The sequence below is a fragment of the Ruegeria sp. BI12 genome, assembly GCF_056537985.1.
In genome coordinates, this window is sequence record NZ_JBQFSL010000002.1 from 35791 (window position 1) to 56119 (window position 20329).

Below are 20329 nucleotides of genomic sequence, written 5' to 3' on the forward strand. Positions count from 1 at the left end.
TCAGTCTTTCCATAACGGACGAAGCGTCACGTAGTAGTGATATTCGATTTGCTTGAAGATCAGCCCACCGCGCGCGGGCACGTTTTGGCGAAAGACAAAAGCCATCGCACAAACAAGGATGAGCGGGGCAAGTATTGCGACCAATGGAACGAACCGCAAAACACGTTCGGAAGCCGCTTTGGTCAACACCACTAGTGTTAACGCCACCCACAAGGCCAGTGTGAACCAATCATCACCGTGTGCATTCCAATCCGCCTGAACAGGAAACACGGCGGACGCAAACAAGCCGGCAACGACAACTGCAACACAGGCCACCAAAGCACGCCGCGCATGACCCCCGTAGTAGCCGTAAGTCAAAGCCGTGATCAGCAACCCAGAGCACAGAATGAAGTCCACTCTGGGTACCAACCCGAAGACATATGCAAGAAGGATCAGCCCTATGGTTGAAGCTCGATAGGCTTCAGACTTATCCCACCCGATGCCCAAGGCACTGAGCGCGTTTTGGGCTCCACCTGAACGGATTGAAATAGCCAACAAAACGAAGGACAAGCCAAGCAATCCCCCGAAGATGAACAGCGGTACAATTGCAGCCGAGTTGTACCAATCCGATCCACTTACGCCTGCGCGGTTTTCACCCCAAAGAGGGATGTCCAACGTCTTCCAAAGGAAAAAGGTGGAAATTGCTATCAGACCAATCGATGCCCAGAAATCGCGCGCCCGCATGATCAGTGTATCGTCAGGTTTGTCCATTGCCTGCCTCTTGTCGGAAAGGACGCGATCAAGCGCGCCCTTTCAAAAGTGATCGGATTATGGCTTCTCGATACCCAGCGACGCCGGATCGACGGTCGCTGCACCCAGATCTTGCAAGGTATAGGCAAAGGTAGCTTCGAGGTTCGCAAACAGCTCTTGAGCCTCTTCGCCGTGTTGACCACCGACATCGTAATTGTTTGCCACGGCCCATTCAGCGACGGTGTCGGAGGCAATCGCTTGCTCGAAAGCATCACCAAGTGCGGCCTTTACGTCGTCCCCGGCTGAACTGTGAACTGCAAACCCGATGGCCTGTTTGAGCGGTAAATACTGATCGAGACCGTCATAAATGCCAAAGGCAGAAGGCACTGTTGCCCCTGCAATCTGTGCATCTTCGGGCGTCAACATCGCAAGCGGTTTAAGTTGACCGCCTTCGATCAACGGGGCCTGTTCAGCCAGTGAGGTCACAACCAACGCGACTTCACCCGCTATCGCTGCTTCCTGACCTGGCGCTGAGCCTTTGTAGGGAACAAATTTGAACTCAGTCCCTGACCCTTTTTCGATGGCCAGAAGATTCAAATGATGGATCGAACCCGCGCCGGAAGCCGCAGCCGGAATAGTGCCAGGAGCAGCTTTTGCGGCGTCGACCAGTTCTTCCAGAGTATTGTAAGGGCTGTCCGCCGGGACCGAGATCAGATCAGGTGATCCACCGACAATAAACGGATACCAAAAGTCAAATTTCTTATCCCAACCACCCTGCACAGCAGCGGTGACGTTTGATTCAGACAGACCAACCAATGTATAGCCATCGTCTGGTTGGTTCATGACGTAGACCATGCCGTTGGAGCCCGCGACCCCACCTGTTTGATTGATCACATTGATCGAGACCGGAAGGTGTTTTTCCATCTCGGCCATAATCATTCGGTTGATCGTGTCCGTGCCACCCCCGGCCCCCCAGACCACAGCCGTGGTGATATCACGATAGGGGTAATCCTGCGCCGCAGCTGCGCCTGCAATGCCGGTCGCCATCACGGCTGCGGCCGCCAACCGCCCTAGCTTCAGTTTCATTTCCAAGTCCTCCCAAACATCTTTGCGTTTATTATTGCATTTATTTGCGTATACATTAAAGAATGCGTTGTCAACGGACTGTAGTGAAAGCTGCTATCGCGCTATGAATGTGAAACGGGAAGGAAGCGGGCTAAGATGAAGAAAAGTTATCATGTGGCAGTGTTCCAAGGGGACGGAATCGGCCCTGAAATTATGGCCCCTACGCTTGAAATTCTGCACCAGCTTTCGCGCGGCAGTCCTTCCTACAAACTGGTGTTTACAGACGCTCCGGCGGGCGCAGGCCACTACGCCAAAACTGGAGAATCGTTTCCGGCTGGGTCACTCGAAACTGCACGCCACGCCGACGCGATTCTGCTATCTGCAATGGGTTTGCCGGATGTTCGCTACCCTGACGGAACCGAGATTTCACCTCAGATCGATCTGCGAAAGCAACTGGGACTCTTCGCTGGTGTACGGCCAGTAAAGGTAGGCAGCGGACAAATGACCCCCTTGGCACTGCCTCCCGGAAAAGAGATCGACTTTGTCTTGATCCGTGAAAGCACCGAAGGATTGTTTTTCACGCAAGGAACGGGAGAAGTCTTAGAAGATGAGGCGCGCGAAACTCTTCTGATCACCCGCGATGTATCCGAAAAACTATTCCGGTTTGCGTTTGACCTCGCCAAAAACCGGAAAGCATCCGGACGCGGGCCAGGACGGGTTACTTGTGTCGATAAAGCAAATGTATTCAGAGCCTTTGCATTCTTCAGATCAATGTTTGACGCCGAAGCAGCCAGCCATCCGGATTTGCAGGCAGACCATGCATACGTCGATGCTACCGCCCTTTGGATGGTCCAGAAGCCTTGGGAATTTGATGTCTTGGTGACAGAGAACATGTTCGGAGATATTCTCTCCGACCTTGGCGCGGGTCTCATGGGTGGTCTTGGACTGGCTCCGTCAGCGGATATCGGGTTGAATCACGCTGTATTCCAACCCTGCCATGGCTCCGCTCCGGACATTGCGGGACAGGGTATTGCCAACCCTTTTGCGATGATCCTGTCCGCAGCAATGATGCTGGAATGGTTAGGGTTGACCCACGATCATCCAGACCTGTTCAGCGACGGCGAACGATTGCGTGAAGCCGTGGAAAAGGTGACGGCGAACGGACAGAACCTGACCCGTGACCTAGGTGGCACCGCCGGTACGCAGGATGCAGCCGCGTCGGTATTGGAAGCATTGCGGGCATGAATACTCAACAAGCTATCAGGGTTGCGTGTGTTGGAGCGGGATACTTCAGCAAATTCCACTACGAAAGCTGGTCCCGAATGCCCGGAGCGGTTCCGATTGCATCCTGCAACCGTGATATCAACAAGGCGAAAGAAACAGGACTGGCCGCTTACGATGATCTGTCAAAAATGCTGGAGACGGAAGAACCGGATCTCGTGGACATCATCCTTCCGCCTGTGGCGCAGGCCGAGGCTATTCGAACTGCGCTGCATTCGGGCATAAAGTGGCTGATCTGCCAAAAACCTTTCTGCATGTCTCTGGATGAAGCGGAGAAGATCGTCTCCGAGGCTGAAGCGGTAGGCGCAACTATTGTTGTGCACGAGAACTTTCGCTTCCAGCCTTGGTATCGCGCAATCAAAGAGGCGATGACCGAGGGTCGAATTGGTACACCTCTCCAAGCGACTTTCCGGCTTCGGCCCGGCGACGGACAGGGACCACGCGCCTACCTTGACCGGCAGCCGTACTTTCAGAACATGCAACGTTTTCTGGTGCATGAAACAGCGGTTCACTGGGTAGACACATTCCGATTTTTGTTCGATGCGCCCAGCGCAGTTTATGCGGACTTGCGCCAAGTTAACCCCGTTATCGCGGGCGAGGATGCAGGTTACATCCTGTTTGACCACCCCAACGGTTTGAAAGCTCTGTTCGATGGCAACAGATGCCTTGACCACAGTGCCGAAAACCTGCGTCAGACCATGGGCGAGGCTCTCATCGAGGGAACGGAAGGATCACTTGTTCTTAACGGCGACGGTTCAGTAGAACTCCGCGCTTTTGGAAAACAGGAGCGACAGCAGATTCTACCTCCAAGCGATCACGATGGGTTTGGAGGCGACTGCGTCCACGCCTTGCAAAGTCACGTCGTTTCAGGCCTTCTAAGAGGCACGCCGTTGGAGAACACGGCTCGAGACTATATGGACGTGATCCGCATCGAAGAGAATATCTATCTCTCGGCCGCGGAGGGACGAAAGATCAACCTGGAGACGCCGTGAAGGATCAGGAAGCAAAAACTCTTTCCAATACGCAACGCGCTGTTAGGGATTTGCGACAGATGATCCTGTCCGGCGAACTTGCAGCCGGGACTGACCATCTGGAGTCGGAACTCGCCGAAACTCTGGGCATGTCCCGCACTCCGATACGGGAAGCTGCGCTGATGTTGGAGAGTAAGGGGTTGCTGGAAATGCGGCCCCGTAAGGGCGTTCGGATTCTGCCTGTTTCATCAGACGATATGCGTGAAATTTACGACATATTGACGGAACTCGAGAGCCTCGCAGCACAGCGCGCTGCCGAAGCGGGTTATTCAGAAGATGAACTGGCAGTACTTGCCGGATCAATTGCAAAGATGGACCAAGCCATCGAAGCCGAAGACCTTGAAGCCTGGGCCGAGGCCGACGAGTTGTTTCATCAAGAGCTCGTTCGGTTGGGTGGCAACAAACGGGTCGAAGCGATTGTCGCCATGATGAGCGATCAGGTGCGTCGCGCGCGCGCAACGACGTTGTTCATCAGGCCCCTGCCCGTCAAATCCAACGAAGATCACCGTGTTGTTTTTCAAGCAATTAGTGAAGGTCGACCGAATGTTGCCCGTGAACGTCATCGAGAACACAGGCTGCAAGCACAGGCTATGCTTTGCGGGATACTCGAAAAACATCGGCTCAACAGCCTCTGACCTTCTCTTATCCGGTCGTTAATCAACTAAAATAACTGCCTATTTTCGGCATTAAAGGCGCTCCGAACAATTGCGTGCCACGGCACTCCACAGTTGCGTCCGGCTGTTCTGATTTTCTTTTTTCAAATCACTCAACCAATCACTGCATCGATTGGGGTTGATGTGGTACGAATTCGTATTAAATTAGTACGATATCGTACTATTGGAGAGTCAATATGCCAAACCGAAGACGTTTTCTCAAAATTCTAGGCGGAGGCACAATACTGGCGGCAACGGGCGCGGTTGCGTTCCTAGCTACACGCACACCGCATGACGCGCTGGCTCCGTGGACGCCAAAACCGTATGACGACCCACGCAAAGCCGCTTTGTCCTATGCAATTCTCGCCCCCAATCCGCACAACTTGCAACCTTGGCTGGTCGAGTTGGTTGGACAAGACAAGGTGCGCATCCACCGTGATCCTGATCGCGAGCTTCCGGAAACCGATCCTTACCACCGCCAGCTCTATATTGGCCTCGGCGCCTTTGTTGAGACGATGGTACTGGCGGCAAGTGCTCTCGGGTTTGATACTGAGGTCAAGTTGCTGCCAGATGGGGATGACGGACCCATCGCAGAAGCGGTGTTTGTTCCTGGCGGGGCATCCGATCCACTTTCAGATCAAATCCTCAACCGACATTCAAACAAAGAACCGTACACTGAACAGCGGCTGTCCGAGGCGGAAGTGTCGGCCCTTAAAAGCTACGCCACTCTGATTACCGATGAAGATTTGGTGGCTCGTATTCGAGACCTCACGAAACGCGCCTTTGAAATCGAAATGCGAACGCCGCAAACCCTGAAAGAATCCGTCGACCTGATGCGGATCGGGAAAGCAGAAATCAATGCCAACCCGGACGGGATTGAATTGCGCGATCCGATGCTGGAAACACTGCGACTTACCGGCCTATTGGACAATGAGACCCTGATGAACGTTGACCACCCAGGCACTCAGTCACACATGCGAGACTACTTCGCGATGCTAGACGCGACGCCGCAATACGCAATCCTTACGACAGCCACAAATACACGAAGCGATCAACTCGATGCCGGACGTCAATTGATGCGTTTTTACCTGAAGACAACCGAAATGGGCCTGGGCGTTCATCCGGTCAGTCAAGCACTTCAGGAATATCCCGAGATGGCCGATGAATACGCTCTGGCGCATGAGCTTCTTGCGTCACCGGGCCACACGGTGCAAATGTTGCTGCGTTTGGGGTATGGACCTGATCCAATTGCCACACCCCGCTGGCCGCTGGAGACACGAATTCTGAATGAAGCCTGAAGATGAGACCAACGAAGTCTACCGGTTCTTCACCGAGGTCGGGATCATCAATCAGTTGATCTCGACCAAGCTAGAAGCGTTCTTACCTGGCAGAATGACCGCAACCCAATTTGGCATATTGGGCCACCTGGTCCGGCGCCCCGTCGGAGAAACTCCACTACAGCTATCAAACGCGTTTCAAGTGCCCAAGACGTCGATGACGCACATGCTCTCCAGTCTTGAAAATCATGCACTGATTACCCTTGAAACCAACCCCAATGACAAGCGTTCAAAAATTGCCCGGTCCACACCGCAAGGCGCGGAGTTTTTGGAAGCTTGTATGGAGCGGATGTCTGAAGCACTGGCTCCAGTTTTGTCCGAACTCGGGCCCGAACCGTTCCATAGGTCTTTGCCCAATTTGACGCTCATACGTGAAACTCTAGACAACGAACGCGACTAGCCGAAACCTGCGTCGCCCCAAGCAAGCAGCCAAATTCTCAAAAGATCATACAATCCGCGCCCGGAGGCAGCGGCGGCGATCCTTCAGGCAAGGTGGGTGTGTAGTCAAATGTCACGATCTTCGCGCCACCGTCGAATGCAACGAACAGTTGGTTGGACCCCGGCCTAATGGCGATGCCTTCCGGGTCGGTTCCGAACTCCAACAAGCTTTGCTGAGCAAGCAATTGGCCATCTGCCGTGAACTCATACAGGCTGTTTGACCCTTCCCAGTCATCAACGATCAACATGTGACCGGTGCGTGGGTCAATTGCGATGCCCTGTGCCTCGCTTAAGGGGGGAGACAGCTTCATGGTATCCAACCTTGCCGTCAAAGCACCCTCTGAAGTGAACCAAGATATTCGTTCGGGGTCATCTTCTACGGTTACAATCTGCCCTTTGGCATTGATCGCGATCCCCTCGGTATCCGCAAATCCACCTTCAAGTTCAAAGGGTGTTCCTAAAGCGGTTCCTTCCTTAGTGACACGTTGGAGGCTGCCAAAACCGTCGCCTACCAACAAGTGATCCCCTTCGATAGCAATTGCCTTGATACGGAAGAGATCGCTGGATATGCGGCGTAACTCATCACCTTGCAAAGTAACGAGAATGGCCTCGGGTCCCTCGTTCGCAATCCACAACCCGCAAAACGTTGGATCGTAGTCCAGACTTGCGGGTTGATTGAGCTCATAACGCCCTGTTTCGCGAAGCTGCAATGCCATGGCCGGGGCCGACACAGCAAAAATCAACAAGGCGGTGATCCTCACAAACACTCAGGATTCTCCTAAATCTGAGTTAGAAAGGTGGGACGGTGTCGTGACGGGTCAATACAAAGAACAATAGAACTCCTGACAACAAAGGCCATCACATTGCCTGGCCAGAGAGCCGGAGAACGCCAAGAATTGGCGCAATGTTGCGTGAATTTGATAATTCCAGCGATGCAAACCAAGGTGAAGAACTTGAGCAGCTTCTTGAAACGCAGCGAAACCCGAGGTTCCGCGTCGTGCAACAACTATCAAAGAGTCTGTTGAGTCACCACTCCCGGCGCTGCGTGCTCCTCGGCTTTGGTGTTACCAATTGCAGAGTTCGATCTGATTCACCCTAACTCACAGAAAGCCTGGTGTTGTGCCCCGAAATGCTCAAGCTTCAGCGATCATTGTGCCCCAGCTGGAAAAGCCACTCTCTGTCTCACAGATGATCGTCTCCGCCCCGGTTACCGCATCGTTCCCAAAATAGCACTCCGCAAACGCACCAGTGCCAACAAATGATAGGGTCAGGGCAACAAGGCCCAAAGCTGCAATCCTCTTCATGATACTCACTCCTTTAGATAAGCGTCATGTGGGAGTTGTTTTTTGCTGAAAGTACTTTGCTTTGATTAAGTATTCTTAATTTTAGACTGCCAGACGAGTTGTCTCTTCAGAAAGCAGCCTACTCTGAATATTCGCTCAGAAAAGACAAGTTCAGCATCTAATAAGAAGAAGCAGCACATCCGCATTCAGGAACTGGCAGACGAAGAAATACCGGCGTTGCTGACTTATTAGAAGATCACAGCCCTCGCCTGGGAGATCTTCAATAGAAGCCAATCTCGCTGACATCTACGCGGGCCTCGTGATCGCGCCCGTAGGCTACAACTCCGACTGAGGTGATCTCGTCAGCAACGGGAATAGCGCGCAACATGGCACCTGAAGCCTTGAAGCCTGACAGAGGTAAAGAGACTTCGGTCCATTTGTCAGAAGTCGCGAACCCGGCCTGATAGTATTGCCACGGAAGCACCGTGCCACGCGTCCTGAGGTGAACAAAGTACTGTTCGCCGTTGCCCCGCACCAAGAGCCTGACGCCCGAAACACTCGCATCTGGCCGATCAGGCAACTTGCGTCGAAACTGGATGAAGCCACCGTTGTTTTTTGTACTGACGGATCCGGTCAACCGCGCGAATGCAACATCACCGTCTGAACGAAACTGCACCTGCCCTGAGGAAACTCCTCCCATGACGGTGTCGGCAACGTAGTCCCAACGCGTCTCCGGAGACTCGGAGAAGTCTTCTGCAAGATTTTCACCAGCCTGTGCCATTGTAGATCCGATGATAAAAAGACTTGAAACAAGCCCAGCGAAGTTTCCACGCATATCGTTCTTTCTCAGTTCAGTATCGCGATAGAAAAGTTCAAGGCCGTGGCAAATGCGACCCACGCAAAGTACGGCAGGAAGGCCAGTGCGGAAACCCGATCTGAATTCCTGACCCGAGCGATGAACATGACGATGACAATCAACAACGCGACAATGATCACAAGAGCAAACCATGGCAGTTGCAGTACGAAAAAGGCTGGGGACCACAGAAAGTTCAGACCCATCTGCGCCCACCACAGCGTCATGGCGGTCGAGCTTCGGTCTGCTTCGAACTGGCGCCAACCCGCCAAAGCGATCAAGACGTAAAGCACCGTCCAAACCGGCCCAAAAATCCAATTTGGTGGATTGAAAACCGGTTTAGAAAGCTGCGCGTACCATTCGCCAGGTGCGGTCAGTGTCCCGATCAGGATGCCGCCTCCCAACATGAGCGCAAGAAATGCTATGCGGATCAACAAATTCGACATTGCGGGACTGCTTTCAGCAATCCTTGGTCGTCACGTTGACAAGCGCTTCGGAAGAGAATGTTGCAGTACTGACCTTGTCCGCATCGGAATATGATACCGTGGCGCCTTCGATCTCCGACCCTGTTACGGTGATTTCGCGTTGCCCGATGGTGTCATCCACATCGATGGTAAAGGCGAGTTTGTCCCCGGCTGCGAGGGATGCGATCTCAAGTTCAATTGTATTTTGCCCGTCCAAGACCACTGGAATTTGCCGCAGAGCATCCACACCCTCAACGAATTCGAGAGGTTGAAAGACCTCTACGCCCGCACCTTTTTCGGTAACGTCGAAAATCAATCGTCCGGTAGATTGCGACAAATCAATTTTGACCGTCGAAGCTTCAACTAGGCACGTTCCGACATTTGTCAGAACAAAACGGTCTTTGGGTGCGCCTTCTATAAAGCGAATTTGTACACCAGCTTGAAGCGAAGTAGCTGCAATTAATCCAAGTGTCGCCGCAAGAATACTCTTTGGGAGCATATTTATCTCCTTGCTAAAGGGTTCTTGATAAATACGCTTCGGCGGGTTTCTTGGATCAGACTTATGACTTTTGACTATAGTGGCTCAGCCGACAGGGCCTTTCGAAGTTCCTTGCACCGCTGTCAGAACGGTTAAGTCAAAACATGCCATTGTCATTCTCGCTGTTTGCTGGAACTTCTTGAAGAACGTCCCAATGTTCGACAACCTTACCATCAGCATCCAGGCGAAAAATATCGATCCCTGCGTACTCGAGACCATCCGGCCAGATTTGGTGGCAATGTAGAATAACGTGGTCGTCTTCAGCAAAGGCACGTTTTATGTCCACGCGCTTTCCCGGGTATTCAGCAGCCATGCGCTCGAAATATTCGATAAAGGCTTGCTTGCCGTCGCCAACATGTGGGTTGTGCTGCGTATAGGTTTCGCCAACAAAGGTCGCTATGGCCTCGGCCGGTCGACAATCATTGAACATCATTTCGTAGAAAGCGATGACGTTTTTCTTGTTTGTTTCGAGGTCCGGCATGCTGATCTCCAGATCGACGTTTACTGAAACTGTTGACCTGTGAAGTACTTGGAGGCAAGCCGGCAAGGATCTCGATCACTGATTGGCAAGTAGTTGCAAGCTTGATTTTGTGTTCCTACTATTTCGAGGTTTGGTCACTCACTCGCCTTCCTCGAAGCCAATGTGAATATGATTTCCATCAGGATCGGCCACACACGCTGTAGGTGCGCTCATAACGCTGCATTCCCAACATTGATTTCATTGAAGAAAATCTTGGAAGATTGCCCATAACTCTGCGCGGTATTTGCGCATAACTTTGCACGATTTGCCCATAAGTTTGCGTGCCACAGAGAACCCATCGAACAAACCAGCTCCTATGGCTTATCTGCAATTCTCAAATGCGACTTATTCCCAATCGCCAGCAGACGAGCGCCACGTCTTAGCGTCCGCATCCCAAACACTGGCGGTGACGCAAGGCGTTGGGTTTATTCCGTCGCAATTGGATCCATGAATATCCGCAACGACAACGCGTTGACGCCCAAAATCAACAACCATCCAGCCCTGGTTGAGCAAGGATTGAACCTCCTCTTCAATCAAGAAGTGCGACATGCATCCGCCAGTTCCGCAGTAAAGAGATGCGGCGCTCGAACACGCAAAACCAGACTCATTCAAAACCCAGTCGCGTTGTAGATCTCCGTCGAGATCGACCCTTTCAACCGCGCCCCAATCTAAGTCAAACTGACCGTTGTTGAACTCCGCGCATACCTGCGCCGCCAGATCAACCTTTGCTCGCAAACCGGTTGGAAGTTGCGAAACGTCAGCCGCGACAACTGGTGAGGTCCAAACCAGGCCCGAACCAAGCAGGATCGCAGATACCAAACGTTTCAAGTAGCTTGCCAATTGGGAAGCCGGTTGGAAGGTGGCTTCAGTTGCATTGTTCATACCTGTAGTCCCCGTATTCCAGCCAGTTTGCCGAGCCTTCGTTAAAAATCAGAAATTCAGACCTGTCTTCACCAAGAAGGGCGACGACAAATCCGGCCGGTGGCTCAGAGTTTCCGAAGTAGCTGTAGGCTGTCATGGCTCTGATCGACTCGCCGTTGACCATTACTCGCGCGTCCCACTCCCCCTCTGGATTGTCCAAAATTACGGGTTCGATCACGCGTTTCTTCGCTCCGCCACCACAATAGACGATGCCTTCGGGCGCTTCGTAGGAGGTCTCTTGGCTAACTACTGAATCGCACGCAGAACGAAGGGACCGAATTGCTGCGCCGGAACCTTTCAAGTCAAAAATTCCGTAGCTGACATCTTGATCAATCATCGACAGATTAACCGATGCATTGGCCGCAAGCTGGTCCAGTACAAAACCATAGTCCGGCAGACTATTGAAACTGACCTCGACGGGATAGTTGTCGACTATCTGCACGGCAGCGTTTTCTGCGCCAACCTGAAATGCTCCAACTTCGGTGGTGCCGTTCTTCAAGAAACGAATGGAAAGCCCCTGCTTGTCCGCAATGTCCTGGCTGTCCTCAAATCCAGCCGGAGCAAAGCGAATACGGTCACACTGAAGTTCCAGCGTCATGTTTCCTGTCTGAATAAACGCATTGGGGTTGGGCCCGGAGCTGAACGACCACTCCGCTGATGCTGTGGTCGCCACTGCCATCAGTAGCATTCCAATGGAAATGGTATTGCAGCTCATTTTTTCTCTCCATTGAGTTACGGTTCGCACTGTCGTTCAGCAGAAGTTCCAGCCAATTGCCCGGACAGCCAGATCAGGAAACAGGTGCGCCGTATTCGTTTGCGCCTTCTTGGGAAGGTCGTGTCAGCCACCAGATCATCAGAATGGACAGAACCAATTGAAGGATTGAGACAACAACGATACCGGTCACACCCAGGACGGCCGCAGGTCCTCGCAAGGCATCGGGATTTTCGGTCCCTTGCTCCAATACTGAAAAGAACGCTACCCCACCCAGCATAACAAAAAGCGTTGTAATGCTGAGCGCCATCGGCAGCAGCAAATACCAGCCAGGTCGTCCTGTATCATGCAGTCTCCGCCAACCGGCGGCCAGCATAGGTATGAGAACGGCCAGTTGGAAAACAGAGGACAGAACCCGAGATCCCTGCCCTGTTTCAGGGTTGGTCCCGAATATGATCGTATCCAGCACAGCTAAACCAGCACTCACGACAACCACAAACAAGAAGAACCACCAATATTCTGAGCGTAAAGCCCGGCCGGAGAACTGGAAGTACTTCGAGAAACACGTCTTAACGGCTTCACCAAATCCCATCTTTCAATCCTTTTTCAGTTTCTGTGCGGCCTCAGAACGCCTCGCCGAGCCAAAAGATCACATTCGCCCTTATGGACGCTCCCACTTACCTTTTTGTTTGAAAGCAGAAGCCTATCGCACGAAAGCGTAGTGAATTTTACGCGCGGAAAAAATATTGATTTATTAAAAATTAGATTCAAACATGCGAATTCGACACAACTTTATTTTACCTCCGTTGTTGTCGTTGCTGCTCGCTGTGCCGAGCCCTTCCGACTGCTGGAGTGAGTGCTGGCGGTCGGAAGGCACTTTACAATGATTGAGCGCTGGGAGGACGCGATGCTCAGACTAAACGTACTCGCCCTATTTCCAGAATTCGCTCGAGCTTTTGCCAGTGTCGTCATTCAGCTTTCACACGTCGTCGGCGGTCTCGGTAGTCAAAGTAAAATCGCTCTGCCCGCCAAGCCCCCCGCGACAAGTTGTTGGAAAGGGAAATCACAGGGTCGAAGTATGTTCCATAGCCCGCTCTGACGCGAGAACTTCAAACAAGCCCATCCAATTTCACTAATTTCAAGGGAACCAGAGGGAGAAGAAAATGTCTAACAAGATGGTGATGATTGCAGGCACGACATGTTTCGCACTGCTTGCGGCCTGCGACGATACGAGTACATCAAGCGCGTCCGCCGAGCTCACGCCGGCTCAGCAGGCGTGTTTGCGAGATGTAGCCAACACGACGAACAATTCGCAAGTCGTGGTGCTCTCATCCGCGTTTAGCGAGGCGGGAACACAGGTCACAGTCGGCGTTGGCGAGGATCGTGCTCCTTGGAATTGCATTGCTTACAGTGATGGCGCGACAGCTGGTATCGAGTTCCTGGGCGACGAAGGCGCATTGTGAGCAGTCTGCTGCGCAGCACTGGCTTGATCTGCTGAGGCTCGACTTGGTTTGTAGAACCACCATCATCGTATTCGCGGTCATGTACCTGTTGGCGTTGGTTGCATTCTTGACGGGTACATTTGGCTGGTTGGGACAGGAACGAGACCCTTTGTCCGGAGTGTTCCTGCTACCGTTGGGATTGCCTTGGATACTTGTAGCGGACTTAATTTCGGAGTCCGCCAAGCCGTGGTTCGCGGCGACTGCGCCTGTGCTCAACCTGTTAGCGCTGGTCTTGATTTGTAGATGGGCACGCAGTTTGCGCCAATAGTGAAGACTGAACTCTTTCTCACCAATAGGGAGGAAAACATGGGAAAAGTGATCTTGGGTGTTGTGATCGGGCTCGTCCTCGGCGTGGTTGGGACTATGACCTTGGGTGGCGGGGCCGCGGTGGGTGTTGGCGTTGCGACAGGCTTGTCCGCCGGTGTCTGCACAACATTGAAAGGAGCACAAGCCGAGAACCTGATCACCGCCGAGCAAGCGGATCAGATCCTCAACCGCGTAAATTCCGAAATGGCGTCACTGCAAGGAATGGAAACGACGGGCGAGATCGTCGGCAGCGCACAGGCATGCGATGAATTTCTGTCAAAGTTAAGAGACGCGAAGTGAGGTTCCGCTTTGCACGGAACAAAACAGTAAGGACAAGCCAACAGGGAACCATCTGATGAAACTCGTTTTACTCAAACTCCTCGCACCCATGTTCGCAATCGCGGGCACAGCTGCTTTTGCAATGTCAGAAGCCGACGACGCGTGTATCGACCATTTGCGGCAGGTTGGTGGACCAGACGGTCAATCAGGTACAATTGAAAGCTCTCAGTTCTCGGAAGCTGGTACGCTCGTCATGCTGCGAGACGCAGGTGGAACACTTTGGCGCTGCATCGCGTACAAGGATGGAAGCATCGGCGAGATGTCGGTTGTCGAAGCGATGGATGATGGCGGTGGAGCAATGGCAGGCGCCGCCGGTTCTACCGGTAGCCAACGTGTCAAATTCGATGCTGGCTCCACCGGCGCAGAACTCGTTGGTGAACTCGCGCCCGGCGCCTCTCAGCAATATGTTCTGGGTGCCAAAAACGAACAGTTCCTCTACGTCCGCGTTGCTCCGCGAAATGGCTCCTTGGACTACGTTATTCGTAACCCCGATGGTTCTGAACTGTTGGGATTGATGTCGGCGGACAAGGAGTATCGAGGACAGCTTTGGCAATCTGGTGATCATGTTGTGGAGGTTATCAATCGCAGCAACTCTTCCGTCAGCTACAACGTAATTTTCGGAATTGAATAGGTGATCGACTAGAAACCCCGAAACGTAACCCCCAAAATGCTAGGAAAAACAGATGAAATCCAAAGTACTATTGGTGATAGGCACGATGTGCATTTCTGCGCTTGCAGCATGCGATGAGAGCAGCGGTTCGGTGAATGCAAGTGCACCTACTGTGGGCAGCTCTAGCGATCTTTCTTCATTTGAAGGGGCAAGAGCGGGCCAAGCTGAAATGGGCATTCAAAGTCTCGGGTTTGAACTCATCCGAAGCGAAGGTCTGACCTCGTACTGGTTTAACAAGGATACTGGTGCATGTGCTCGGATCACGACATCCGAGGGAAGGTACTCAGATGTAGCAATGCTGCCATCAAGTGACTGCTGACAAAATTCCATCAATCCCAAATCTGAAAGAAGGAGCTCACACTTGCATTTCGACCTGGCACATGCGGCGGTCATCATCGCCGCTCTAGTTATCACAAACATGGCATTGAAATCGGCGGGGGTGATCAATGAAGAAAACAAGCAACAATGGAACTGGAAAGTTGTTCTAGCCTACTTCGTAGTCGTTGTTATCATCAATCTGGTGTGGCCCATCTAAAGTTTCACAGCGGAAAGCTAATCGCCCACTTGAAATGGTTATCGTGAACTAGCCCTTCCGAGAGATTATCAGGTCGGAAGAGTGTAACCATCAAGTGCTCAAGAATAGGAAGGAGCTGGCATGCGGTTTTTGATGTCCCTCATATTCATTGGTGTTCTCGCAACCGCTGCCAATTCTGACGTGACCAGTCGAAACGGTGGCCCAAGCGACAGTCAATTGCTTTCAAAGGGTAGCAACGGCGGTGTTGATGGTGTCGCTTTTTTTCGCCCGGTCTTAAGCGGTGTCCTGTATCGATCCGGTTTCAAGGGCGGCGACAAGGATCGAACGGGCCTAAGTGAGGGTCAACGCGAAACTCTGTGCGGTGAAGGGTTTTCAACCGGGTTTTATGCCGACTTTGGCAAAAACACTGAATACGGTCGCACCAGTTGTGGAAACGGATCCTTTGACTATCAAAGCGCCAGATCCTCCCGACCCGGTGCTGTCATGGCGTCCATACACGAGGTGATTGAAAACCCTGGAAAGGGCCCTGTTCTGGTGCACTGTATGTGGGGGGTTCATTCCTCAGGTGCATTGTCGGCGATGGCGCTCGTTCAGTTTTGCGGTTGGACAGAAGAAAGGGCCAAGGAATATTGGAATGATGCCCGAAACGGGGCCCCATGTTCAGGCGGGTGCGACCAGTGGATCGACTCAAAATTCTCCAACTTTAGTGTCGACCCCAAGTTGAAAATCTCCACCGAACAACAGGCAGCGATTTGCCCTAAATGATACCGGGAGGACTATCCAAATGAAGTTCAATCTTCTGGGGTCACTTGCTCTCATTGCACCCACTGTCTTGTGGGCGAACGACGATGTTCTAGGTGAAACCACGACATTTGATAGTCCCAATGGTGTTACGGAACGCTGTATTCGGATCGAAAAAGTTCCAACGGGCGAGTACAGGAACAGCGATCTTGAAGAAGAAACTGCCTATTGCGAGATCGATTTCTATGCCTCCGAAATTGCTATTTGCCCGAAAACCTGGAGCACCAGCCCAGGAATGGCCGTCTACGATATTTCGGAAGGACCTTACGTGGGGAACCGTTCTGAATTCGAGAGAAACGCTTGCAAGGAGGGAAAGGCGGCAAAAGATCTGGCCAAGGACAGGGTGGCTAAATTCAAGTCCACCATGAACCAAAAAGGCACCAGTGGCACGTTTTCCACGTCTTCACTGCTTTACTATCATTTCTCCAGATATTTCGACGCGACTGTCAAAGTTCCAGTAGCCGTTTGGCGTAGCATGGACGCCCAGGCGCATTTCTCCGAGGTCGCCGAGCCTGGCCTTGCGATTTCCGGTGGTTCTCATGGCGGGCGCATGAACCACGAAGGCTGGCGGGTCTTCGCAGCTGCGGATACCGACCCGAACTCATACCAACCGACAGATGATCTATTCACATCGGATCGCACGCAAATATACGGTGTGCTGCTTGATAGCCCTGGCCATCGATACGGCTCGGAAATCAACGGCACCCGTAAATCCGGTTGGGGGAAAGGTCAGAACCGCGATTTTCAGGAAACGCCCGCTTTCTTGGCTTTGCGTTCTTCAAAACCATTGTCAGAGGCAATCGCAGAGGGCGTCAGAGAAGGACGAAAAGACCGGATGATCAACAAGGATCTCGGCCCCGATGTCAGTGACCAACAGATGGCATTTTGGATGCAAGAACTCACCGAGATTGTTCTACTCGACTTCATCTTTAGCCAGCAGGACCGCGTAGGAAACATAGACTTCACACCTTATTGGTATTGGGTCGAAGACGGAGGCCTGAAGCATAGGAAGGCCAAGCACCATGAGCCAAACGATGGAGATGTTCCCGCCGACGCATTATTGATCCGTCGCAGCAATCTAAACGACAACGATGCTGGTGGGCGGGTAGAGTATGCCAATTTCGCAAAATCTACTCAAATGCTAGAGAAAATGCGGCACTTCTCTCCAAGTACGTATCGGCGCTTGGTTGCATTGAATAATGACCTTCAATCGCAAGGCCCGGTTTATGAATGGTTGTCGCAGAGCCTTGGGTTGTCAGATAGGCAGATTGCACAAGTTGTAAAAAACACCGCGCTGGCAACATCCATCCTCCAGGACAATTGTTCTAATGGTGATTTGATGTTCGACTTGGATCCTGTCGCACTCTTTTTGAGAGGCGACACAGAAGTAAAGGCGGTGAACTGTAGTGACCCGTAAGCTTTCTACGCTCTTTGCGGCATTCATTTGGACCGCGCTGCTCGCCTGCAAAGCCGTGGCTTTGGATGTCATCGTAATATCGGATCTGAACGGAAGCTATGGCTCGGTAAAATACGATGCGCGCGTCGACAAGGCGATTAAGCGGATAGTCGAGATTGATCCAGATCTGGTTATTTCGACCGGAGATATGGTCGCGGGACAGCGCATTCCCAACTTGTCCGACAAACAGGTCAGGGAGATGTGGAAGGCGTTTCACGAGGCCGTATCAGATCCTTTAGAGGCTGCCGGCATTCCATTTGCGGTCACGCCAGGAAACCATGATGCCTCTGCTTACCGTGGGTTCGAGCGTGAAAGAAAAATATACGCCGAGGAATGGGCTCCGAGAAAACCAGACGTTGATTTCCTAGTTTCAGATGACTACCCGTTCTTCTACGCGTTTGAGATGCAGGGCATTGTGTTTGCGTCTCTGGATGCAACGACCCTTGGTCCGCTATCCGGTGACCAGCAGGACCGGCTACAGGAATTGGGTGCAGACGGGGACCCGATTGTCACTTTCAGTCACCTCCCACTTTGGCCGTTCGCGATCCAGCGCGAACGCGAAATCATCGGTGACCCTACACTTGAAAAAATCTATCTGGAAAGCGGTGTTGTTTTGCATCTGTCAGGCCACCATCATGCCTTCTACCCCGGTTGGAAAGACGGTGTGGCTTATGTCTCTCAAGCTTGTTTGGGAGGTGGTCCGCGGCGGCTTATTGGCGATAGCGCCAGATCACCTCACAGCTTCACTCATGTTACGTTCCAGCCGAACGGAGAGTTTGGGATAGCAGTATATCGAGGCCCTGACTTCGAAAGGTCGGTAAACTTCAAGTCGCTCCCGAAAGAGATCAGATCCCCGAATGCGGTGTTGAAACGCTTAGACCTTGTGAAATGACTAGAGGTTGAGTTTCAGCTCAACTTTATCAGGGACCAGATCGTTTATCATCTCTTCTATCCGGGCTTCTGAAAGCCCTCCCGAGGTGATGAAAAGCAATGAGACGCGAGACTTTCCGGGGACGTGGTGTTTTCTGACCAGCTTCCAGCCAGCGTCTGCGGCCATAGCTTCAATGGCACCGCTGACGTTCAATGAGTGTTCTTCGTCTGAAGCTTTGAGCGAAATTTCCACACCCTTGTTTCGTCCACCGAGCCAAATGAAACACCAACATACAACCGCCACCAGTGTGGCCATCAGCGGCAAGCCCAAACCGACCGCAAGACCAAGAACAGTCACGATTATCATTTCGACAGTGTCCACCGGATCATCGAGATTGGAGCGGAACCTGAGCAACGCTCCGATTCCAAATATGACAAAACCGATCATTGACCCGTGCTGAACCACCAGAAAACCAACCGCCATGCCGATAAGCGCATACAGGAAGAAAAGCCTTGGCATAACTATGTCGCGGACGCTTCTACGGGCTTTACGTCTCACCGGATGATAGACGATCAAGCCAGCCAGAATGATCGTGACGATCACATCGAGAGTAAAGAAATACAGTTCCTGTTTGCCACGAAACTGCGTCCACCGGCGTTCGATAACGATTTCTGACCCCGAAGCCCCGGCCAGCATCGTCGCAGGGTCGACTTGTGACACCGCAGCACCTGGCAACAGCAGCATCAACAACACGGTCACAAGTGTGAGGGTCGTATTCAACTTGTCTTCCTTCCTGCTCAAGCCAAAGGCTTAAGCTTAACAAAAGCACATCGTGCCCTATTCAATTCAATCGCAACAGGCGGGATCAGGTAAAGAGATTACAGTGCATTCTTCGGACATCGTATCCGGACTGTGATACGAACGCTGATACAGGGATGTGGTCCAAGCGCGAGAGAATCCAATGACAGAAAACAGAGTGTTTTCGTCAAAAGCTGAAATTTCACGGTGTTTCTGCAAACTTAGACGACTCGCTTTTACGGCCAGCTTGGTTGCGGCAGCCTTCTTGCCTTGGACCGATTTTGCCTACGCTGAAAGTGCTGGTTTGGTTCTGGTCGATAAATTCAAGGTGGCAGACAAATCAGAGGGATTTTCAGAGCCTTCCGGTTTGGCAATGTCTAACGCTGAAGGCTTCTTGTGGTCTGTAAGTGATGCCGAACCTAAACTGCACCTACTCGGAGTCGACGGGGTATTAGGAAACTCTTTCAAGTTACCAGCATTGGCAGGATCAGATTTGGAGGGTGTTGCACCTCGAAAAGATGGGTCTGTTTTGGTGCTTCAAGAAACTGACCGATCAATCCTAGTCGTTCACCCAACTGACCCCATTCAACTGACGACAATACCTCTCGCATCTCTTAAAGGTTACCCGACCGCCGCTGCATCACTCGTCGGCAACCCATTGAACAAGGGACCCGAAGGCATCGCCGTTGACCCGGAATCCGGGCGGGTCTTCGTTGGCATTGAGGGACAACCAAGGTTGTTAATGGTGTTATCGCCAGAGCTAGACGAAATTATTGAGATCATTCCTTTAGCCCGCGATGCAGGTTTTATCTCCGAGCGTGTAGATGATGATGAACTGGATTTGAGTGGCCTGACATGGTCCCGGTCCTCGCGTTCTCTTTGGATTGTGAGTGACAAAAGCCGTCAGATCTTCGTCTACAATCCAGAGTCCAAGTCCGTAAAGTCTATCAGTTTGACGTTCACAGAAGATGGAAAACAAAAAGAAGTTAAACATCCCGAAGGGATCGCCCTCGATGAAACCAGAGGGCTTCTCTATATCCTGACAGACGATGCCAAGAAATCGCGGCTTTATGTTTTTGAGCAACCGGAATTGTGAGGACTGTTCTACTAGTTCTCTACTCTAACTTGTTGAAAAGCCGGGTTGTGTAATTGAGCGCCGTCGTATGTGCGGCATATTAAGTAAATCTGCGTTCTGTTCACTGTGTTTCTTAAAAACATCACCCATC

26 protein-coding genes are annotated in these 20329 nt (G+C 52.1%); 14 read left to right on the top strand and 12 right to left on the bottom strand.

Annotation, left to right across the window (positions count from 1 at the left end; translation table 11 throughout):
• The gene (locus ACR0AK_RS13435) at positions 1 to 750 is read right to left on the bottom strand and encodes a hypothetical protein (protein WP_480793693.1); all 750 of its coding nucleotides are present in this window, start codon (positions 748 to 750) and stop codon (positions 1 to 3) included.
• 57 nt (positions 751 to 807) lie between these two features.
• Positions 808 to 1815: a Bug family tripartite tricarboxylate transporter substrate binding protein gene (locus tag ACR0AK_RS13440; RefSeq protein WP_480793694.1), complete on the bottom strand. Its 1008-nt coding sequence runs from the start codon at positions 1813 to 1815 to the stop codon at positions 808 to 810.
• A gap of 135 nt (positions 1816 to 1950) precedes the next feature.
• On the opposite strand from ACR0AK_RS13440, the gene ACR0AK_RS13445 reads away from it, so the two are divergent.
• From ACR0AK_RS13445 to ACR0AK_RS13465, 5 genes are all read left to right on the top strand, one after another.
• Positions 1951 to 3039 (top strand): isocitrate/isopropylmalate dehydrogenase family protein, encoded by a 1089-nt coding sequence (locus ACR0AK_RS13445; protein WP_480793695.1) that lies wholly within the window; start codon positions 1951 to 1953, stop codon positions 3037 to 3039.
• On the top strand, positions 3036 to 4067 hold the full coding sequence (locus tag ACR0AK_RS13450; RefSeq protein WP_480793696.1) for a Gfo/Idh/MocA family protein: 1032 nt from the start codon (positions 3036 to 3038) through the stop codon (positions 4065 to 4067). Before ACR0AK_RS13445 ends, ACR0AK_RS13450 begins: the two co-directional genes overlap by 4 nt.
• The gene (locus ACR0AK_RS13455) at positions 4064 to 4741 is read left to right on the top strand and encodes a GntR family transcriptional regulator (protein ID WP_480793697.1); all 678 of its coding nucleotides are present in this window, start codon (positions 4064 to 4066) and stop codon (positions 4739 to 4741) included. The genes ACR0AK_RS13450 and ACR0AK_RS13455 overlap by 4 nt, the downstream gene beginning before the upstream one ends.
• A gap of 215 nt (positions 4742 to 4956) precedes the next feature.
• Complete coding sequence (locus tag ACR0AK_RS13460) at positions 4957 to 6057, top strand: Acg family FMN-binding oxidoreductase (protein ID WP_480793698.1); 1101 nt, start codon at positions 4957 to 4959, stop codon at positions 6055 to 6057.
• Positions 6047 to 6496: a MarR family winged helix-turn-helix transcriptional regulator gene (locus ACR0AK_RS13465; RefSeq protein ID WP_480793699.1), complete on the top strand. Its 450-nt coding sequence runs from the start codon at positions 6047 to 6049 to the stop codon at positions 6494 to 6496. The genes ACR0AK_RS13460 and ACR0AK_RS13465 overlap by 11 nt, the downstream gene beginning before the upstream one ends.
• A 37-nt stretch (positions 6497 to 6533) precedes the next feature.
• On the opposite strand, the gene ACR0AK_RS13470 is transcribed toward ACR0AK_RS13465, so the two are convergent.
• From ACR0AK_RS13470 to ACR0AK_RS13510, 9 genes are all read right to left on the bottom strand, one after another.
• On the bottom strand, positions 6534 to 7301 hold the full coding sequence (locus tag ACR0AK_RS13470; RefSeq protein WP_480793700.1) for a hypothetical protein: 768 nt from the start codon (positions 7299 to 7301) through the stop codon (positions 6534 to 6536).
• Positions 7302 to 7667: 366 nt separating this feature from the next.
• Complete coding sequence (locus tag ACR0AK_RS13475; RefSeq protein WP_159453907.1) at positions 7668 to 7838, bottom strand: hypothetical protein; 171 nt, start codon at positions 7836 to 7838, stop codon at positions 7668 to 7670.
• A gap of 259 nt (positions 7839 to 8097) precedes the next feature.
• Positions 8098 to 8598: a CIA30 family protein gene (locus ACR0AK_RS13480; RefSeq protein ID WP_480793701.1), complete on the bottom strand. Its 501-nt coding sequence runs from the start codon at positions 8596 to 8598 to the stop codon at positions 8098 to 8100.
• A gap of 65 nt (positions 8599 to 8663) precedes the next feature.
• Positions 8664 to 9116, bottom strand: a complete 453-nt coding sequence (locus ACR0AK_RS13485; RefSeq protein WP_480793702.1) for a TspO/MBR family protein — start codon at positions 9114 to 9116, stop codon at positions 8664 to 8666.
• Positions 9117 to 9129: 13 nt separating this feature from the next.
• Positions 9130 to 9633, bottom strand: coding sequence for an aggregation factor core (locus ACR0AK_RS13490; protein ID WP_170564958.1), 504 nt, complete (start codon positions 9631 to 9633; stop codon positions 9130 to 9132).
• 136 nt (positions 9634 to 9769) lie between these two features.
• The gene (locus ACR0AK_RS13495; protein ID WP_170564961.1) at positions 9770 to 10153 is read right to left on the bottom strand and encodes a nuclear transport factor 2 family protein; all 384 of its coding nucleotides are present in this window, start codon (positions 10151 to 10153) and stop codon (positions 9770 to 9772) included.
• A 384-nt stretch (positions 10154 to 10537) separates the two neighbouring features.
• On the bottom strand, positions 10538 to 11020 hold the full coding sequence (locus tag ACR0AK_RS13500; protein ID WP_480793703.1) for a hypothetical protein: 483 nt from the start codon (positions 11018 to 11020) through the stop codon (positions 10538 to 10540).
• Between the two features lie 37 nt (positions 11021 to 11057).
• Complete coding sequence (locus tag ACR0AK_RS13505) at positions 11058 to 11828, bottom strand: hypothetical protein (protein ID WP_480793704.1); 771 nt, start codon at positions 11826 to 11828, stop codon at positions 11058 to 11060.
• 73 nt (positions 11829 to 11901) lie between these two features.
• A complete protein-coding gene (locus tag ACR0AK_RS13510) occupies positions 11902 to 12417 on the bottom strand; it encodes a DUF805 domain-containing protein (RefSeq protein WP_480793705.1) in 516 nt (171 codons plus the stop codon).
• Between the two features lie 571 nt (positions 12418 to 12988).
• On the opposite strand from ACR0AK_RS13510, the gene ACR0AK_RS13515 reads away from it, so the two are divergent.
• From ACR0AK_RS13515 to ACR0AK_RS13550, 8 genes are all read left to right on the top strand, one after another.
• A complete protein-coding gene (locus ACR0AK_RS13515) occupies positions 12989 to 13288 on the top strand; it encodes a hypothetical protein (RefSeq protein ID WP_058282225.1) in 300 nt (99 codons plus the stop codon).
• A 345-nt stretch (positions 13289 to 13633) separates the two neighbouring features.
• On the top strand, positions 13634 to 13933 hold the full coding sequence (locus tag ACR0AK_RS13520; protein ID WP_480793706.1) for a hypothetical protein: 300 nt from the start codon (positions 13634 to 13636) through the stop codon (positions 13931 to 13933).
• Positions 13934 to 13988: 55 nt separating this feature from the next.
• On the top strand, positions 13989 to 14603 hold the full coding sequence (locus ACR0AK_RS13525; protein ID WP_170575347.1) for a hypothetical protein: 615 nt from the start codon (positions 13989 to 13991) through the stop codon (positions 14601 to 14603).
• Between the two features lie 52 nt (positions 14604 to 14655).
• Positions 14656 to 14961 (top strand): hypothetical protein, encoded by a 306-nt coding sequence (locus ACR0AK_RS13530; RefSeq protein ID WP_480793707.1) that lies wholly within the window; start codon positions 14656 to 14658, stop codon positions 14959 to 14961.
• A gap of 42 nt (positions 14962 to 15003) precedes the next feature.
• Positions 15004 to 15177, top strand: a complete 174-nt coding sequence (locus tag ACR0AK_RS13535; protein WP_480691601.1) for a hypothetical protein — start codon at positions 15004 to 15006, stop codon at positions 15175 to 15177.
• A 132-nt stretch (positions 15178 to 15309) separates the two neighbouring features.
• The gene (locus ACR0AK_RS13540; RefSeq protein WP_480793708.1) at positions 15310 to 15942 is read left to right on the top strand and encodes a hypothetical protein; all 633 of its coding nucleotides are present in this window, start codon (positions 15310 to 15312) and stop codon (positions 15940 to 15942) included.
• 19 nt (positions 15943 to 15961) lie between these two features.
• Positions 15962 to 17395 carry a hypothetical protein gene (locus tag ACR0AK_RS13545; RefSeq protein WP_480793709.1) on the top strand — a complete coding sequence of 478 codons (1434 nt, stop codon included), beginning with the start codon at positions 15962 to 15964 and terminating at the stop codon, positions 17393 to 17395.
• The gene (locus ACR0AK_RS13550; RefSeq protein ID WP_480793710.1) at positions 17385 to 18326 is read left to right on the top strand and encodes a metallophosphoesterase family protein; all 942 of its coding nucleotides are present in this window, start codon (positions 17385 to 17387) and stop codon (positions 18324 to 18326) included. Before ACR0AK_RS13545 ends, ACR0AK_RS13550 begins: the two co-directional genes overlap by 11 nt.
• Here the strand turns inward: ACR0AK_RS13550 and ACR0AK_RS13555 are convergent, their stop codons facing one another.
• Complete coding sequence (locus ACR0AK_RS13555; protein WP_170520100.1) at positions 18327 to 19085, bottom strand: DUF4956 domain-containing protein; 759 nt, start codon at positions 19083 to 19085, stop codon at positions 18327 to 18329.
• 181 nt (positions 19086 to 19266) lie between these two features.
• Here ACR0AK_RS13555 and ACR0AK_RS13560 point away from each other — a divergent pair, with 181 nt between their 5' ends.
• Positions 19267 to 20199, top strand: coding sequence for an SdiA-regulated domain-containing protein (locus ACR0AK_RS13560; RefSeq protein WP_170334789.1), 933 nt, complete (start codon positions 19267 to 19269; stop codon positions 20197 to 20199).
• Positions 20200 to 20329: the final 130 nt, after the last annotated feature.

Coding starts and splice junctions, on each gene's coding strand:
- ACR0AK_RS13435 (WP_480793693.1), bottom strand. CDS start 750: ATGGACAAACCTGACGATACACTGATCATGCGGGCGCGCGATTTCTGG.
- ACR0AK_RS13440 (WP_480793694.1), bottom strand. CDS start 1,815: ATGAAACTGAAGCTAGGGCGGTTGGCGGCCGCAGCCGTGATGGCGACC.
- ACR0AK_RS13445 (WP_480793695.1), top strand. CDS start 1,951: ATGAAGAAAAGTTATCATGTGGCAGTGTTCCAAGGGGACGGAATCGGC.
- ACR0AK_RS13450 (WP_480793696.1), top strand. CDS start 3,036: ATGAATACTCAACAAGCTATCAGGGTTGCGTGTGTTGGAGCGGGATAC.
- ACR0AK_RS13460 (WP_480793698.1), top strand. CDS start 4,957: ATGCCAAACCGAAGACGTTTTCTCAAAATTCTAGGCGGAGGCACAATA.
- ACR0AK_RS13465 (WP_480793699.1), top strand. CDS start 6,047: ATGAAGCCTGAAGATGAGACCAACGAAGTCTACCGGTTCTTCACCGAG.
- ACR0AK_RS13475 (WP_159453907.1), bottom strand. CDS start 7,838: ATGAAGAGGATTGCAGCTTTGGGCCTTGTTGCCCTGACCCTATCATTT.
- ACR0AK_RS13480 (WP_480793701.1), bottom strand. CDS start 8,598: ATGGCACAGGCTGGTGAAAATCTTGCAGAAGACTTCTCCGAGTCTCCG.
- ACR0AK_RS13485 (WP_480793702.1), bottom strand. CDS start 9,116: ATGTCGAATTTGTTGATCCGCATAGCATTTCTTGCGCTCATGTTGGGA.
- ACR0AK_RS13490 (WP_170564958.1), bottom strand. CDS start 9,633: ATGCTCCCAAAGAGTATTCTTGCGGCGACACTTGGATTAATTGCAGCT.
- ACR0AK_RS13495 (WP_170564961.1), bottom strand. CDS start 10,153: ATGCCGGACCTCGAAACAAACAAGAAAAACGTCATCGCTTTCTACGAA.
- ACR0AK_RS13505 (WP_480793704.1), bottom strand. CDS start 11,828: ATGAGCTGCAATACCATTTCCATTGGAATGCTACTGATGGCAGTGGCG.
- ACR0AK_RS13510 (WP_480793705.1), bottom strand. CDS start 12,417: ATGGGATTTGGTGAAGCCGTTAAGACGTGTTTCTCGAAGTACTTCCAG.
- ACR0AK_RS13515 (WP_058282225.1), top strand. CDS start 12,989: ATGTCTAACAAGATGGTGATGATTGCAGGCACGACATGTTTCGCACTG.
- ACR0AK_RS13520 (WP_480793706.1), top strand. CDS start 13,634: ATGGGAAAAGTGATCTTGGGTGTTGTGATCGGGCTCGTCCTCGGCGTG.
- ACR0AK_RS13525 (WP_170575347.1), top strand. CDS start 13,989: ATGAAACTCGTTTTACTCAAACTCCTCGCACCCATGTTCGCAATCGCG.
- ACR0AK_RS13530 (WP_480793707.1), top strand. CDS start 14,656: ATGAAATCCAAAGTACTATTGGTGATAGGCACGATGTGCATTTCTGCG.
- ACR0AK_RS13540 (WP_480793708.1), top strand. CDS start 15,310: ATGTCCCTCATATTCATTGGTGTTCTCGCAACCGCTGCCAATTCTGAC.
- ACR0AK_RS13545 (WP_480793709.1), top strand. CDS start 15,962: ATGAAGTTCAATCTTCTGGGGTCACTTGCTCTCATTGCACCCACTGTC.
- ACR0AK_RS13560 (WP_170334789.1), top strand. CDS start 19,267: ATGACAGAAAACAGAGTGTTTTCGTCAAAAGCTGAAATTTCACGGTGT.